This is a genomic window from Paenibacillus tepidiphilus (assembly GCF_008635795.1).
In the GTDB taxonomy this organism is placed as follows: Bacteria; Bacillota; Bacilli; order Paenibacillales; family Paenibacillaceae; genus Paenibacillus_AQ; species Paenibacillus_AQ tepidiphilus.
On sequence record NZ_VWRQ01000003.1, the window covers coordinates 68,292 to 82,611 of the forward strand.

The following is a 14,320-nucleotide window of genomic DNA, read 5'->3' on the forward strand; positions in this document are numbered from 1 at the left end:
CGGAAAACGGCTTGACACTCCGGTCACCCGGCTTACTTCAGTGCTGCATTATCGGCGGCAAGGGCGGCGTCCGTTCCTTCAGCGGCATCATCCGCCTGCCCGGCTTCATCCGTTATAATACCGCTGACGGAGACGGTCTCCAGGGCTGCCTCTTCCTCCTGGGCCTGCTTGCGCCATTCCTTGATTTCAGTGACGACCGAGCCGACTGCATCTTTGGCTTTGCCGTACAGCTCCGCGCTCTTATCGCTGGCCTGGACGGCGATTTCCTGTACCTTGTCGATTGCGCCGGTGGTGCCGTCCGCGATATCCTTACGCAGCTCTTTGCCTGGCTTAGGCGCCAGCAGCAGCGCCGTTACCGATCCTGCCACTCCGCCGGCCAGCAGTCCCCAAAGCAAGCTTTTGGTGTCCTTTTTCATCGCTCATCTCTCCTTTAGTTCGGTTGCCGGTTGCCTGGAGCATCCGGGCGTTCGCCTAGTTCTGCTATATCATAAGCAATGAGAGCCTGTCAGGTGACACTTGCTTCGGCCTATTCCGCAGTTTTATTATTCTTGCCCGCAGCCCCCGGAACAATGGCATAGCGGCAGCATTGCCCGCCTTCGGCCATACATTCGCTCCGGGTGACCTTGGCACCGAGCAGCTCCTCGAACAGCCCCTGCTCGCATTCACAGGCTTTGCGGTATTGGGTAGCTACCTGGCGGATCGGGCAATTATATTCGCGAAGCGTGTAAGACCCGTCGTCCTCCTGATTCCATTCCGCCATATACCCGCCGGCATTCTGGATCGCCGACAGCTCGGCCACGCGCTCCTCCAGACCGCGGTTCTCCATCATCGGGGAATACTGGGCAAGCATCCGCCGCCGCCGGCCTTCAAACAGCACGTGAACAGCCTCCAGCCCGCTGCCATGGTCAAGCTCCCGCAGCAGCTCCAGCGCCAGGTTGTGATAGCTCTTCGGGAAATGCTCGTCAGCCCGTTCCGTCAGCGAATAGACATGCAGGGGCCGGCCCATGGCCTGGCGGACCACTTTGGTTTTGGCGAGTGATTCCTGCTCCAGCTGCAGCACGTGGCGGCGTACACCCATCTCGGTAATCCCCAGCTCCTCGGCGAGCGCTCCAATCGTCAGCGGCCCCTTCATCTTCAGCAAAGTCATAATATGGCGCCGTGTTGAACCGCTCTCCTGCCCCTTCTTCATCCTTCCGGCCTCCTTTCGGTTATGGCATGTTCCTTGTATATTCCAGATATCAGCCTGGAAGTCCGGCTCCCAGCTCCTGGTCCAGGTAGCCCCGCACCCGTGCCGCGAACTGCTCCAGCCTATCAGGCAATACCGCAGTCATCGGATGCAGCGCCTTGCGCTCCCAGCTGAAATAATCCTGCACGAGCGGCTTGCGCAGCCCTACCAGTTCGGTAAGCATCGCATACAGTGCCGGGTCCTCGAACACTTTTTCCTGATGAATGATGGTAATGATATCCTCATAGCTGCCCGCATCACGCATAATGAAGCCGTCGATCAGACAGCTTCCGACATCCGTAACCACCTCGATCGCGAGGTGCAGACAGCGCTCCTGGATCAGTCCCTGCAGCAATCCGCCATCCCACTCTGCCGCCACCCGGCGCAAGCCGGAGTTAACGTCGCCAATCTGGTTCAGTATCGTTTCTATCTGGTTCCGGTTGACATAATACACTGGCTGGCCCCCCCACTCTAGATCTCGTAATCTACTGCGACCGAAAGCTCCTTCACTTCATTGATGTGAACGATGACCTCTTTGTGGGCCGGATGGACCTGATAAGCCTGCAAATCCTCGAGCGAAGCTACAACCGTCACCAGCGCAATATCAAAAGAACGCTCGGAGTGCAGAATATCCTTACCGACTTCAATAGAAATCAGCTGCGGAATCTTGCCCTCCATATTGCGGAGCACCGCTGCGGTGGCTTCCACGCTTTCGGGCGAACGGTCCTTCAGTTTAAAGAACACAATATGCTTGATCATCCTGACAATACACCCCTCAATTATTCTTGTACCGGGAACCGCCCCGGAAGTTTAAAAGTAAGCAATCTTTATAAAAATATATCATAACAGCATCGCTTCTGCACCGCTTCTGAAAGAAACTTCAATTCTTATGTAAGCAATTACAGCATTAACCATTGCAGCGCTCCGCAAAGTATTGTAGTATATCCTTAAAAATTTCGGAGGAAGTATGTCTAAGAATCAACCAGAATCTCACAACATTCAGGCTTGGTCACTGATCAACCGCAAATATCTTGGACAGGGTGTACGGGTCAAGCGATTCCGCCGTCCGAAGCGCAGCCAGATCCGCAACCGCGTTCTTCTGGCGATCCTCATGGCCAAGGACATCAAGCTGTCCCGGCTGGCCGAAGAGCTCTCTGTTTCCTCCCGCAGTGTCAGCGCCTGGGTATATGAGGGCCGCATTCCCTCACGTACGAATATGGACAAGACCTGCCGTCTGCTCGGATATCCGCAGCATGTCTTGTTCAACGAAGCGCTTCTGCGCCAAAGCCCGATCGTATGCCAGCCGACGCCTTCACGGTTTATGAAAAGAACGGCTGCCGGCTCTCCCCGCAGCAATGTCATACTGACCGGACTCTGCATGGTTTACGACTTCTCCGTAACCGATGTCAGCATCTGGATCGGCGTTCACCCGGGGACCTTCCGCAAATGGCTGCACCACAACCATCTGCCTTCCCTGGCACTTCAGGAGAAAGCGGAGCATTTCTTCCGTATTCCGCGCAGCATTTTGTTCGCCGACTGTGAACCAAGGTAACACGACGGCTGCTTGCCCGCAAACCTAACAACAGAAAGCTAAGGCCCTTTCTTCGCCAGCCGGAGAGGGGCCTATTTGGCTTTTGGGGCTGGGCGGTTAAGCTGGGGGAGGCGGGCTGGTCAGGGACAAGCAAGCTGAAATTGGGCGTTTATCCGGAGATGCGGAAGCGGGGATTGGGCATGGGCGCTCAGGCTGGGCAGCGGGCAGGATAAATAGTAAGGCAGCGTGAGTCGCAGGTGAATCGGGTATACTATCGTGAGATTGCATGAGCTCATACGATACCGTATTCAGGAGGTAATTCATGGAATATCATGGCATGTTGACCACCGGTTTGACAGACAGCTGGGACGTGGCGCCCGGCGTCGCCGGATTGCGCACTTTATTTGCCAATCTGGCCTTCGTCTCGCTTGCCCCGGAGAAGTGGATTCTCGTCGATGCGGGACTCGGCAATTTCGCCGGCAGTATTGTGCGGGCCGCACAGACAAGCTATCCGGGCGCACCGCAGGCAATCATTCTGACTCACGGGCATTTCGACCATGTCGGCAATCTGCGCGAGCTGCTGGAAGAATGGAAAGGCACGCCCATCTACGCCCACCGCGAGGAGCTGCCTTATCTTACGGGCAGGCAGGATTATCCGCCTGCCGATGCTTCCGTTGGCGGCGGTCTGATGAGCGCCGCCGCTCCGCTCTATCCGCACCGGGCCATTGATCTCGGCCCGGCCGTCCAGCCGCTGCCGGACGACGGCAGCGTTCCCGGGGCTCCGGGCTGGAAGTGGGTGCATACGCCCGGTCACAGCCCGGGTCATATCTCGCTGTTCCGCGAAGCGGACCGGGTGCTGCTCTCCGGCGACGCGCTGCTGACCGTCAAGCAGGAATCGGCGCTGGCCGTCGTAACGCAGCGCCAGGAATTGCACGGGCCCCCCGCCTATTTCACCACGGACTGGGAAGCGGCGGAGCAATCCGTCCGCAGGCTTGCCCTGCTGGACCCAAAGGTGCTTCTGCCCGGCCATGGACTCCCGATGGCCGGACCGGAGCTGGGCCCGCAGCTCGCCGAGCTGTGCCGGACCTTCAAAGAGAAGGAGCTGCCCGAACAGGGCCGGTATGTCTGAGCCCTCGCAGAGAATTTCTCCGGGGCTGGCACATGCAGGCGCGCTTGTTCTTGTTCAGACTTCCGGCATAAGCATGTTGTTATGATTGCCTGCAGCCGGTTTAGCGTCGGCTGCGTCCGATAAATCAGCAATCGGCGGAATTTGGACGAAATAGCGTATTTACGGTCTGTAAGCAAGTGGGACACGACTCCGGCGGGTGCTTGCGGCTTCTTAAGCCATTTGCAGGCCGGAATGAGTAACTATGCCCGCCAGCCTTACCGCTTGCGGGCAAGGATATAGCGCAGACTGTAGGAATGGCTGCCGTCTTGCGAACTGCGGAGACAATCGGTGAACTCCCCGGTCTCTAATATATCCGTACCGCCAAAATGCGTCCGCAAATCTTCATCGCTGAAGAAGTGGGCGTATTTCCCCTGCTTGTATTCATATGTCCCCTCTTCCAGCATGCTCCCTTGCCCATTCGCCGGATCTTCGTCAGAGAAGCAGGTGAAATAGAGCAGTCCGCCGCTGCGCAGCTGGGCCAGGCAGGCTGCAATCAAGCTGCGGCGTTCCGCCGCAAGGAACAGGTGCAGCACATCGTAGCAGTACACAGCGTCTACCGGAGACTCCAGCTGAACTTCCAGCGCCGAACCGGCGAGGAACACGCTGTCCGGGTCCCACCGAGCGGCCAGCTCAAGCGCTGCCGGGCTAATCTCAATTCCATATGTAGTAAAGCTGCCGGAGAACACTTTGGTATGGCGGCCGTAACCCGCCCCGGGAACCAGCACCGCTGCGGCCCCCGCTTCCTTGAAGCGTTCAAAGGCCTGGACGGCCGAAGGACTGGGCTCGTGCCCCCATATCATTCCCTCCTGTGTAAAACGCTCCTCCCAATAATCGGACAGTGGAACCCGCTCCTTTACGCTTTTTTGATCCTGCACCAGTGCGTATAAATCTCCTTGAATCCCGACTTGCCGTATAAAGCGGCTGCGCCGGGCGGTTGTACGGGAGGATTGCTTCCGGAAATCTGTTCCTCCCTCACTCCCTTCAGCTTCGTTTACTGCGCATCGCATCCAGCAGCTTCACACCCGCTTCGCCGCCCGAGGTATAGTGGTCATACTCCGGCGACTCTTTGCCGTACAGGGCGATCCGCCCTTCTTCGTTGAAGTGGATGCCCCAGCCGTAACGCTTGGGCAGCATTGATGCCCGCAGGCAGGGGTGCTTCTTCGCGAACAGCCCGGCCCATATTTCATCCCGCCGGTTCACCCGTTCTTCAGCCGGAATCTGCTTGTGCCGCACATGCACCTCATACAGCAGCTCCTCATGATTGTAGACATAAGGCGCTTCCGCCAGCAGCTCATACTGGATCACATGGACCGGCGGAAGCGGGCGGCCGGACTGCGGGACCGTTCCGGTCTCCACCGGACAATCCGCCGCGACCCGGATAAACGTATCGGTATAGCTCATCGCGAATCCTCCTTTTGCAAGCTTTTAGGTTACTATTATCATAGCCGACCGCGTTCTTCAGGCCAAGGCATTCAGTACAAATCCTGCAGTTCGGAGGAACGCCTCCTCTTCACTTCCTCCACCGGTGGAACGCCAAGTACCTTGACCGCATCAAATTGTAGCTATGCACCATCTATTTGCGAGTAAGGCTGGGACGTCCGCACCTGCATCCCTTTCCCGTGAACAGGCCGACAAACAGCACAGTCCGGCCAATCAATCCTATTGTAGTCGAGAAATCGACCATAATGGGCTACCGTGAAGGTAAATAAGGCAAACGTAGTCGAAAAACCGACCACAATGACTTGCCGTCGAGGAAAACAGACCAATTGTAGTCGAAAAACTGACCACAATGGGCTACCGTGAATGTAAATAGGGCAAACGTAGGCGAAAAATCGACTATAATTCACAAACCAAGCTCACCGAACGAAAAGCAGGACAGCACCTTAAAGTTCTCATGTTGCTCTTTTCTGGGTTAGTGGGAAGCGAAACGAAACCAGGCTTAGAAATTGGTGTAATGGCACTTTGCAACCGAGTATGCTAGAGGGGAATTAAAGCACTTATACCCTGGAATTTGAATGGGTCAAGGTAGCAGGGTTGCCGATTCAAAAAAAGAAGCTATCCCCGCACAGGCGGCAGCGTATGCCCTGTGCAGGAAAGCTTCTATAGTTCTGTGTCATATTCAGAAGAAAGCTTGCTTAACTCCCCCCGCCCGTGCTTCAGGCATGTCCCTCTAGTCTACCAGCTCGATTTAACGATGCCGGGAATCCGGCCCTGCAGTGCCAATTCGCGGAACACTATCCGCGAGACCTTGAATTTGCGCAAATATCCGCGCGGTCTGCCGGTCACGGCACAGCGGCTGTGCAGACGGACCGCTGCCGAGTCGCGCGGCAGCTTCTGCAGTGCCGCGTAATCTCCCGCCGCCTTCAGCGCTCTGCGCTTATCCGCATACTTAGTCACCGTTTCCTGCCGTTTCAGTTCTTTAGCGACCTTGGATTTCTTCGCCATTTGTAATCTCCCTCCTTTTCCGGAAACCTATAGCTCCTCCCCGCTCTGCATTGCAGGAGCCTGATTCTCTTCTACTCTGCGTATTCGGCAAGCAATTCATCGGCCGCCCATGGCAGCGGATTGTCAAACCTGCTCCAGTCCTGCTTCATCTCTTCGGCACGGAGCAGACAACCGTCGAGGTCAGCTTCAATCCGGGCCCGGTCCATATCGATTCCGATAAAGACAATCTCGTTCATCCGGTCACCCCACTGCGCGTCCCAGCGGGCCTTCATCTCCGGCTCATCCACCAGCACGCTAAGCTGCTGCTCCTTCGGCAAGGTGGCCAGCCAGTAGCCGGCAGGGCCGAACTGGATGGATGGCCCCGCCTGGCTCAGGCTCCCGGCGAGATCGCCCTTGGCCGCCAGCCATACGAGTCCTTTGGCCCGTACCACCTGCTCCGGCCAGCTTCCGAAGAAGGCACTTAGCCGCTCCGGGTGGAACGGCAGCCGGCGCCGGTAGACGAAGGAACCAATGCCGTACTCCTCCGTCTCCGGAGTGTGCTCGTCCTTGTTCAGCTCCGCGATCCATCCGGAGGACATGCTGGTCTTCTCGAAATTGAACAGTCCGGTGTTCAGAATCTCCCGCGGGTCCACAATCCCCTTGACCGTACGAATGATTCTGGCGGCCGGCTGAAGCCGCTTAAGCACCGCTTCCAGCTTGTTCAGCTCCGCTTCGCCGACAAGATCGCACTTGTTCAGCAGCAGCACATCACAGGTCTCAATCTGGTCAATGAGCAGATCGACAATATCGCGCACATCTTCCCCGCCTGCCGCCTGGCCGCGGTCCAGCAGGCTCTCGCCTGAGGCGAAGTCATGCCAGAAACGGTAGGCATCCACTACGGTAACCATCGTATCCAGCCGGCAAAGCGAGGTCAGGTCAATATCCAGCTCGGGATTGGCATACGTGAAGGTCTGTGCGACAGGGACCGGCTCGCTGATCCCGGAGGATTCAATCAGGATATAATCAAATCTCCCCTCCGCTGCCAGCTTGCTTACCTCGCGCAGCAGATCATCGCGCAGGGTGCAGCAGATGCAGCCGTTCGACATCTCCACCAGCTTCTCCTCGGTACGCGAGAGCGTATTGCCGGCCTGAACCAGTCTGGCATCTACATTGACCTCGCTCATGTCATTGACAATGACGGCCACCTTAAGGCCATCCCGGTTATGCAAAATATGATTCAGCAAGGTAGTCTTGCCGGAGCCCAGATATCCGCTGAGTACGGTCACAGGTATTGGTTGCATGTTTTCTCTCCTCACTTGATTCCACATGTTCTTAATGGCTCTCACTGAACGGGTCGGCGAATGTGCCGGCCCCGATTCTCAGCGCGTCTCACGGTGCAGTGTCACCCGCTTGAGGCGCGGGCTGTATTTCTTCATCTCCAGCCTCTCCGGATTCGTCTTCTTGTTCTTGGTGGTTGTATAGTTCCGGTCGCCCGTCTCTGTGCAGGCCAGGGTAACAGTTACACGCATATGATCAGCTCCAGTCGTCTATTCGTAATTCTTACGATTAAGCATTATTCTACATATGCGCCCTCCGGTTGTCAACACTGCGGACGAATTTTGCTCCGGGCCGGATTTATAGGTCTTTCCCGGGGACAAGGCACGTATAGATAACCATATGAAAATATGAGTCTTGCAAATTAAAGGCGAAGCCTACCCGTGGGAGAGTGGATCATGAATATACCTGTGATGATACTTGGCGGATTTCTGGGCAGCGGAAAAACGACGCTCCTGCTGTCGCTGCTGGAGGAGAGCAAAGCCCGCGGCTTAAAGCCGGGAGTGGTCATGAACGAGCTCGGTGCGCGCGATGTGGACGGATACATTTTGCAGGAGCATACCGGCGTGGGCGTCGAGAAGCTGCTGGACGGCTGCGTGTGCTGCACGCGCAAGGATGAGCTGCCGGGCAGCCTGAATAACCTGCTGGGCAGACGGCCGGATATCATCTTTATCGAGCTGACGGGTGTGGCCGATCCCGGGGAGATTGCCGAAATTGTGCAGGCTGATGCCTTTGCCGGCAGGCTGAAGCTGCATTACACGGTTACACTGCTGGACGCGGAGCACGCCCTGGAATACAGCAGCCGCTTCTCGGCGGACAAACAGCTGGTCCGCACACTGCGCAAGCAGCTCAGCAGTGCCGATCTGATCGTCGTGAACAAGAGCGATCTGGCGGAGCAGGAGACGCTCTGGAAGATTGAGAGAACGGTACGCAAGTATAACAGCGATTCCGAGGTGATCTTCACCCACTACAGCAGGATTAATCTTGCTCCGCTGCTGGCGGGCGTGCTGCCCCAGGTTCCCCGCAGTGCGGCGGCCCAGCGGGGCCGCGGGGGAATTACCGGCGCGGCGCTGCAGCGGGGCCGCGCTGCCCCGCATCCGGCGGCAACGGCCGTGCAGGAGCCGCTGCACGGGCTGCAGGACACCGGAAGCGCATCCTATTCCCAAGTATCGGCCGTCACCTTGACGTTTCCCCAGGCGGGCGGAAACGCCATTGATCCGGGGCGGCTCGAAAGCTTATTCCACATGTGGGGGCATGCCCTGCTGCGGGCCAAAGGACATGTGAAGCTGCGGGGCGAGGCTGCCGTACAGCTGGTGCAATACGCCGGTAACCGTACGAGCTGGGAGCCGTCGCGCTATCCGGGACAGCCTTATGTGGTCTTCATCGGACTGAATCTGGACGAGGAACGGCTGGCGGAGCAATGGACCGCGCTGTTCGGCTGACCGCTTGGCAAGCATGTCTTCACTGACGCTGAAATGGCTCCCGCTGCTTCTGCCCGCCGCCTTCCTGCTGGCCGCCGGGGTCATCTGGCTGCAGGCTTTTCCCGCACCGCCGGACAATGTCTATCTCGACACCTTCAAGACTGCGTTTCTGGGCATCCTGCTTGAAGCACTGCCCTTCGTGCTGCTCGGCGCCCTGCTCTCCTCGGCGCTGCGTGTATTCGTCGCCGACGAGACGCTGGCGCGGTGGATTCCGCGTCGGCCGCTGCCGGCCATTCTGCTCGCCTGCCTGCTCGGCGTCATCTTCCCGGTCTGTGAATGCGGGATGATTCCGCTGGTGCGGCGCCTGATGCACAAGGGCATGCCGGTCTATGCCGCAGTCACTTTCATTCTTGCCGGGCCGATCCTGAACCCGGTGGTCTACGGCGCAACGCTGACTGCTTTCCGGGCCCACCCGGACCTGGCCTATGCCCGGATGGGACTCGCCTTTGCCGTCGCCGTGGTCGTTGGCCTGGTTCTGTTCGTCACCGTGAAGAAGCCGCCGCTGCGGCTGTCGCTGGCCCGCACCGCAGGCGAGCCGCACCGGCCGGAAATGCGCGGCGGCAAGGCGGTCTCCGTCTTCGTGCACACGGCGGATGAATTTTTTGAAATGGGCAAATATTTGATCATCGGCTGCCTGCTGACTGCAGGAATCCAGACCTTTCTTGATCAGGGGAGCCTCTCTGCCATCGGGGACCGGCCGCTTCTCTCGTATTTGTTCATGATGGGGCTGGCCTTTGCCCTCTCGCTCTGCTCGACCTCGGATGCTTTTGTCGCTTCGGCGTTCCTGCATACCTTTCCGGAGGGTGCGCTGCTGGCCTTTATGGTGCTGGGGCCCATGCTTGATTTCAAGAATGCGCTGATGCTGCTGTCGCTGTTCAAGACCGGCTTCGCCCTGCTGCTCTTCTTCCTGATCTTCGCCCTGGTCTTCAGCGGCTCCGTGCTCTTCTCGCTCGTCCTGTGAGAAGCTGCATTTCACCGGGAAATTAATATCAATAAGCAATTCCGTTTCAGGAGGCATGGCAAACTATGAATGACCCCCGAACCATCCGGGTTCACTATCTGCTGCGCGCAGCGATTCTGCTGCTGTTCGCCCTGTTCATCGCCCACCTGGTCCGGCAGGATGCGCTGCATTATTATGTCGCTCCGCGCCTCGCCCGCTGGGTCAGGCTCTGCCCGCTGCCGCTCGTGCTGATGTCTCTCAGTCTCGCCCTGCAGGCACTCTTCGGCAAACGCGGCGACCTGTGCGACTGCGAGCACCGGCTGCCGGCTTCCGGAGCAGCCGGCGGAGCGCTGTATAGCCTCTTCCTGTTTCCGCTGCTCCTGGGACTGCTGCTTCCCGACCGGGCGCTCGGCAGCGCCGCCGCCGCCAAAAAAGGCTTCGAATTCGCTTACACCTCACCCGAAACGGGCAGCCGGCGCCAAGCGGACTTCCGCGCCGAGGACCCGTACAAGGCTGAATTCGCCGAGCTTGCAAGCAGGCTGCATCTCCTTCCCGTCGTACCTGTGCAGCCGGAAATCTTCTCCGAAACCATCGGCGCGCTGAATCTGTACAAGGAGCAATTTGCCGGAAGAACTGTCCAGGTAACCGGCTTTCTCTACCGGGAACGGGGAGCCGGAGGGATAGACATGTTCGCCGTCAGCCGCTTTCTCGTCCAGTGCTGTACAGCGGATGCCACCCCGGTCGGTATCATGCTCCACCCGCAGACGCCAATAAGCCTGCCCGCAGACACCTGGATTCAGGTTCGGGGCAAGCTTGAGGTTGTAGCCTATGGAGACGGCGAGATCATGGGGCTGGTTCCCGAGACTATCAGCACCGTCCCGCAGCCGGCCACGCCGTATGTCTATACCAGCGCGGATTCGGTAGCGGCATGGGATGAGCTCTCGCAGAAAGCTGCTTATTAGATGACTGCATCAAGTGCATCCGGGTCGTTCACCGGGGCCGCCGGGTTGATCACCTCAACCATCAGTCTTGCCGGGATGCAAATAATCTGCTGCCTTGGCCTGGAAATGAAGCCCATATCCAGTGCAATCGGCAGCGGTGCATCGGAATAAGTCATTTCAATACCGTAATCGTATACCTTCAGAATATTGTGTCCATATTTGGTCTTGATGTCGATGACCTGCTCCTCTTTGGTCAATGGCACGGTCTGATACGTTTTGCCGTTGATAGAGATGACTGCCTGAAGTTCTCCTTGCGTAAAGTGCTCATTGCGTTCCTTCAGCCACTTCACCCCATAGAAGGAAGCAGCCGCCAGCAGGACCACCAGGATCAGCACGATATCTCCGCGTTTCAGCTTTTGCAATGTTGTGATCCTTTCGTCAAGCTATTATAACGTAATAATTACGAATAATACCACTATAGCCAACACGGCTGCGCATTGTCAACCCTTGCGCAGCCGTTTGTGTATCCGGCGCAGCCAGAATGTAATTCCGGCCCGGCTGCTGAGAATCTACCTGCGCACATGCGGCGTCCATTCCCGGAGCACCCGCTCCAGCTCAGCCGTGCGGATCGGCTTCGCGATGAAATCCTGCATGCCTGCCTTCAGGCAGATATCCCTATCCTCCTCCCTTGCAAAAGCAGTCGCAGCAATGATTACCGGATACAAGCCGAGCTCCTCGCGGATCTTGCGGGTGGCTTCTATACCGTCCATCACCGGCATCTGGATATCCATAAAGACAAGGTCATAACGGCGGGACGTCACCGCCTCCACCGCCAATCTGCCGTTGGACACCTCATCGGCGGCATATCCCAGGTTGTGAAGATAAGCCTTCAGCAGCTCAAGATTCACCGGATGATCTTCAGCGATCAGGATCGACAGCGGACCGTACTGGCCGGCGGACTTCACCGAAGACGAAACGGGGCTCAGCGGCTGAGAATAATAACCGGGCACGAAGCCGCTCTCTTCACGGGGCAATGCCGCATTTACGGTAAAATAAAACTCCGAGCCCTGGTCCGGGATGCTGTCCACCCCGATGGCTCCGCCCAGCAATTCAACCAGCTTCTTGCTGATGGCCAGGCCCAGCCCGGTACCGCCGTACTTGCGGTTAATTGCGGGATGGAGCTGGGAGAAGGATTGGAACAGCAACTTCTGGCTGCCTTCGGGAATGCCGATCCCGGTGTCCTTCACCGTGAATTTGAGAATCACCTGATTATGGGCAGGGGCAGAGACCGGAGCAGCCTTCACGGTTACTTCGCCTTCATCGGTGAACTTTACCGCATTGCCGACGAGGTTGACCAGAATTTGCCGCAGCCTGCCTTCATCCGTCACTACCAGCGGCGGCAGGGCCGGGTCCAGCTCGATGCGCAGCGTCAGCCCTTTCTCCTTCACCCGCGGATAAAAAATCTCCGACACATTCTGCATTACCTGGCGCAGCTCAACGGTCTGCGGCTCAAGGGTCATCATTCCCGCTTCGATTTTGCTGAAATCAAGCACTTCGTTCAGGATATGCAGCAGCTGGCCGCCGCTCTTGTTGATAATACCCGTATAATACTGCTGCTCTTCATTCAGCTCCGTTCCCGCCAGCAGATCGGCCATTCCGATAATTCCGTTCATCGGCGTCCGCAGCTCGTGGCTCATAATGGCGAGGAACTCCGATTTGGCCCGGTCCGCCTGCTCGGCGGACTCCTTGGCGCGGACAATTGCCTTCTCCTCGGTAATATCGCGGAATACAACGACAGCCCCTTTGCGCACCCCATTGTCGAACAATGGCGTCATCCGGTAGCTGACCAGGAAGCTCGATCCGTCCTGCCGCCAGAACACGCCTTCCTTCTCCTCGTAGGACAGATGCTCCTGCAGCCATTCCTCCGCCGAATTGCGAATACCGGGATATGGCTCACCAGCCAGCCAGGTCTGCTCGATCGTGTTCAGCTTGCCGCCCCGCTCCAGCTCCCGCGTACCGTAGCCGAGCATCGCCGATGCCGCAGGATTGATGAAGACGGTCTCGCCTTGCAGATTCATGCCGAAGATCCCTTCGGATACCGAGTTCAGAATCAGCGAATGTTCATAGCTCAGCTTCTCGATCTGCTCCAGATGGCGTTTACGGTCCGTGATGTCGCTGATGATGGCGAAGACACCCACTACCTGGTTATCCTCCATAATCGGCACATAAATGATACTGACTTCAACGGCGTGCCCTTCTTTATGGATGATCCGGCTCTCGAAGGTCTGGGCCATGCCCTCAGCCGCCGCCGCAAATCTCCCAGCCACAAACCCAAGCTCGGACGGGTCCATAATATCGCTGTACCCGGACATCAGCAGGCTTTCGCAGGAATAACCCGTCAGTCCGCGGAGACTCTCATTCAGGGAGCGAATCCGTCCCGACCGGTCCATTGCGATGATCGCCGCCGGATTGTATTCGAAGAGCGACTTATAACGGTTCTCGCTCTCCCGCAGCCGTAATTCATACTGCTTGCGTTCGGAGATATCGCGGGTGATGCCGATAACTTCACCGGCTCCGCCCGCTCCTTCGTATGTATAGCGCAAAGTCGTTTCCGTCCATATGTAAGTGCCGTCCTTGCACCGAAAGCGGAAAACGACCGGTTCAAGCGGTTGCCCGTCTCTGCTCAGGCGTAAATAATCACGAACTTTCGCCTCATCCTCCGGGTGAACGTAATTCATTCCCGGCGAGCCGATCATCTCTTCGGGCGTATAGCCGAACATCTCCTGGCAGATAGGCGAAGCATATAAATAAGTGGCCTGCGAATCCGCAGCATTCCGTGAAATGAAGTCACGGGAATACTCCGATATCAGGCGCTCCTTATGTTTGATTAATGTCAGCTCGGCCACCATGTCCAAGGGATCGCCCTGCTCCCCGTAGGTCAGATAGATGTGCAGCGCCCCCCGGAAGCTCCCGCCGTCCCTGTGCAGGAAGCGGAGCTCCAGCTCGGCTTCTCCTTCCGGATAGCTCTTCAAGGCCGCCAGCGCCTGCATATGCGTATACAGGCATCTGTCTTCCGGATGGATCAGCTTCAGGTAGTCGATTCCCGCCAGTTCTTCTTCAGCATAGCCGAACATCCGGAGAAATGCCGGATTGGCCATCCGCACAATGCCATCATGGGCAGAGATTGCGGCAAATCCGTTGGAGGAGCGCATATACAGATTTTTTAACAGTGTATCTGACAATGTTGTAGCCTCCTCTGTGAAAGTGGGGGACCC

General features: G+C 57.5%; 16 protein-coding genes. 5 read left to right on the forward strand and 11 right to left on the reverse strand.

Going from position 1 to position 14,320, the window contains the following annotated elements; translation table 11 throughout:
• Nucleotides 1-32: 32 nt before the first annotated feature.
• The 4 genes from F1379_RS04540 to F1379_RS04555 form a co-directional block, all read right to left on the reverse strand.
• Nucleotides 33-416, reverse strand: a complete 384-nt coding sequence (locus tag F1379_RS04540) for a YtxH domain-containing protein (RefSeq protein WP_150266836.1) — start codon at nucleotides 414-416, stop codon at nucleotides 33-35.
• A gap of 110 nt (nucleotides 417-526) precedes the next feature.
• Nucleotides 527-1,189 (reverse strand): helix-turn-helix transcriptional regulator, encoded by a 663-nt coding sequence (locus F1379_RS04545; RefSeq protein ID WP_150266838.1) that lies wholly within the window; start codon nucleotides 1,187-1,189, stop codon nucleotides 527-529.
• 49 nt (nucleotides 1,190-1,238) lie between these two features.
• A complete protein-coding gene (locus tag F1379_RS04550; RefSeq protein WP_150266839.1) occupies nucleotides 1,239-1,679 on the reverse strand; it encodes a DUF86 domain-containing protein in 441 nt (146 codons plus the stop codon).
• A gap of 17 nt (nucleotides 1,680-1,696) precedes the next feature.
• Entirely contained in the window at nucleotides 1,697-1,984 is a 288-nt protein-coding gene (locus tag F1379_RS04555) for a Dabb family protein (protein ID WP_150266841.1), read from the reverse strand.
• 208 nt (nucleotides 1,985-2,192) lie between these two features.
• On the opposite strand from F1379_RS04555, the gene F1379_RS04560 reads away from it, so the two are divergent.
• Together F1379_RS04560 and F1379_RS04565 are read left to right on the forward strand one after the other, a co-directional pair.
• On the forward strand, nucleotides 2,193-2,777 hold the full coding sequence (locus tag F1379_RS04560) for a helix-turn-helix domain-containing protein (RefSeq protein ID WP_150266843.1): 585 nt from the start codon (nucleotides 2,193-2,195) through the stop codon (nucleotides 2,775-2,777).
• Nucleotides 2,778-3,078: 301 nt separating this feature from the next.
• On the forward strand, nucleotides 3,079-3,885 hold the full coding sequence (locus F1379_RS04565; protein WP_150266846.1) for an MBL fold metallo-hydrolase: 807 nt from the start codon (nucleotides 3,079-3,081) through the stop codon (nucleotides 3,883-3,885).
• A 254-nt stretch (nucleotides 3,886-4,139) separates the two neighbouring features.
• On the opposite strand, the gene F1379_RS04570 is transcribed toward F1379_RS04565, so the two are convergent.
• The 5 genes from F1379_RS04570 to rpmG form a co-directional block, all read right to left on the reverse strand.
• Nucleotides 4,140-4,799, reverse strand: coding sequence for a class I SAM-dependent methyltransferase (locus F1379_RS04570; RefSeq protein WP_239004553.1), 660 nt, complete (start codon nucleotides 4,797-4,799; stop codon nucleotides 4,140-4,142).
• 106 nt (nucleotides 4,800-4,905) lie between these two features.
• Nucleotides 4,906-5,325, reverse strand: a complete 420-nt coding sequence (locus F1379_RS04575; RefSeq protein ID WP_150266848.1) for a DUF6157 family protein — start codon at nucleotides 5,323-5,325, stop codon at nucleotides 4,906-4,908.
• A 774-nt stretch (nucleotides 5,326-6,099) separates the two neighbouring features.
• A complete protein-coding gene (gene rpsN / locus F1379_RS04580; protein WP_150266850.1) occupies nucleotides 6,100-6,369 on the reverse strand; it encodes a 30S ribosomal protein S14 in 270 nt (89 codons plus the stop codon).
• A gap of 71 nt (nucleotides 6,370-6,440) precedes the next feature.
• Nucleotides 6,441-7,649: a GTP-binding protein gene (locus F1379_RS04585; RefSeq protein ID WP_150266852.1), complete on the reverse strand. Its 1,209-nt coding sequence runs from the start codon at nucleotides 7,647-7,649 to the stop codon at nucleotides 6,441-6,443.
• 78 nt (nucleotides 7,650-7,727) lie between these two features.
• A complete protein-coding gene (rpmG, locus tag F1379_RS04590) occupies nucleotides 7,728-7,877 on the reverse strand; it encodes a 50S ribosomal protein L33 (RefSeq protein WP_150266854.1) in 150 nt (49 codons plus the stop codon).
• A 204-nt stretch (nucleotides 7,878-8,081) separates the two neighbouring features.
• Between rpmG and F1379_RS04595 the strand changes: the two genes are divergently transcribed.
• The 3 genes from F1379_RS04595 (at nucleotide 8,082) to F1379_RS04605 (ending at nucleotide 11,066) form a co-directional block, all read left to right on the forward strand.
• Entirely contained in the window at nucleotides 8,082-9,125 is a 1,044-nt protein-coding gene (locus F1379_RS04595; protein WP_150266856.1) for a CobW family GTP-binding protein, read from the forward strand.
• Nucleotides 9,126-9,138: 13 nt separating this feature from the next.
• Entirely contained in the window at nucleotides 9,139-10,125 is a 987-nt protein-coding gene (locus tag F1379_RS04600; protein ID WP_150266858.1) for a permease, read from the forward strand.
• Nucleotides 10,126-10,190: 65 nt separating this feature from the next.
• Complete coding sequence (locus F1379_RS04605) at nucleotides 10,191-11,066, forward strand: TIGR03943 family putative permease subunit (RefSeq protein ID WP_150266860.1); 876 nt, start codon at nucleotides 10,191-10,193, stop codon at nucleotides 11,064-11,066.
• Here the strand turns inward: F1379_RS04605 and F1379_RS04610 are convergent.
• On the reverse strand, nucleotides 11,063-11,467 hold the full coding sequence (locus F1379_RS04610; protein ID WP_150266863.1) for a NusG domain II-containing protein: 405 nt from the start codon (nucleotides 11,465-11,467) through the stop codon (nucleotides 11,063-11,065). The genes F1379_RS04605 and F1379_RS04610 overlap by 4 nt on opposite strands.
• Before the next feature lie 147 nt (nucleotides 11,468-11,614).
• Complete coding sequence (locus F1379_RS04615) at nucleotides 11,615-14,287, reverse strand: PAS domain-containing hybrid sensor histidine kinase/response regulator (protein WP_150266865.1); 2,673 nt, start codon at nucleotides 14,285-14,287, stop codon at nucleotides 11,615-11,617.
• Between the last annotated feature and the right edge of the window lie 33 nt (nucleotides 14,288-14,320).

Excerpts from the sequence above, each read along its gene's own strand:
- rpsN (WP_150266850.1), bottom strand. The coding sequence starts at position 6,369 with ATGGCGAAGAAATCCAAGGTCGCTAAAGAACTGAAACGGCAGGAAACG.
- F1379_RS04585 (WP_150266852.1), bottom strand. The coding sequence starts at position 7,649 with ATGCAACCAATACCTGTGACCGTACTCAGCGGATATCTGGGCTCCGGC.
- F1379_RS04560 (WP_150266843.1), top strand. The coding sequence starts at position 2,193 with ATGTCTAAGAATCAACCAGAATCTCACAACATTCAGGCTTGGTCACTG.
- F1379_RS04595 (WP_150266856.1), top strand. The coding sequence starts at position 8,082 with ATGAATATACCTGTGATGATACTTGGCGGATTTCTGGGCAGCGGAAAA.
- rpmG (WP_150266854.1), bottom strand. The coding sequence starts at position 7,877 with ATGCGTGTAACTGTTACCCTGGCCTGCACAGAGACGGGCGACCGGAAC.
- F1379_RS04565 (WP_150266846.1), top strand. The coding sequence starts at position 3,079 with ATGGAATATCATGGCATGTTGACCACCGGTTTGACAGACAGCTGGGAC.
- F1379_RS04605 (WP_150266860.1), top strand. The coding sequence starts at position 10,191 with ATGAATGACCCCCGAACCATCCGGGTTCACTATCTGCTGCGCGCAGCG.
- F1379_RS04600 (WP_150266858.1), top strand. The coding sequence starts at position 9,139 with ATGTCTTCACTGACGCTGAAATGGCTCCCGCTGCTTCTGCCCGCCGCC.
- F1379_RS04540 (WP_150266836.1), bottom strand. The coding sequence starts at position 416 with ATGAAAAAGGACACCAAAAGCTTGCTTTGGGGACTGCTGGCCGGCGGA.
- F1379_RS04575 (WP_150266848.1), bottom strand. The coding sequence starts at position 5,325 with ATGAGCTATACCGATACGTTTATCCGGGTCGCGGCGGATTGTCCGGTG.
- F1379_RS04545 (WP_150266838.1), bottom strand. The coding sequence starts at position 1,189 with ATGAAGAAGGGGCAGGAGAGCGGTTCAACACGGCGCCATATTATGACT.
- F1379_RS04555 (WP_150266841.1), bottom strand. The coding sequence starts at position 1,984 with ATGATCAAGCATATTGTGTTCTTTAAACTGAAGGACCGTTCGCCCGAA.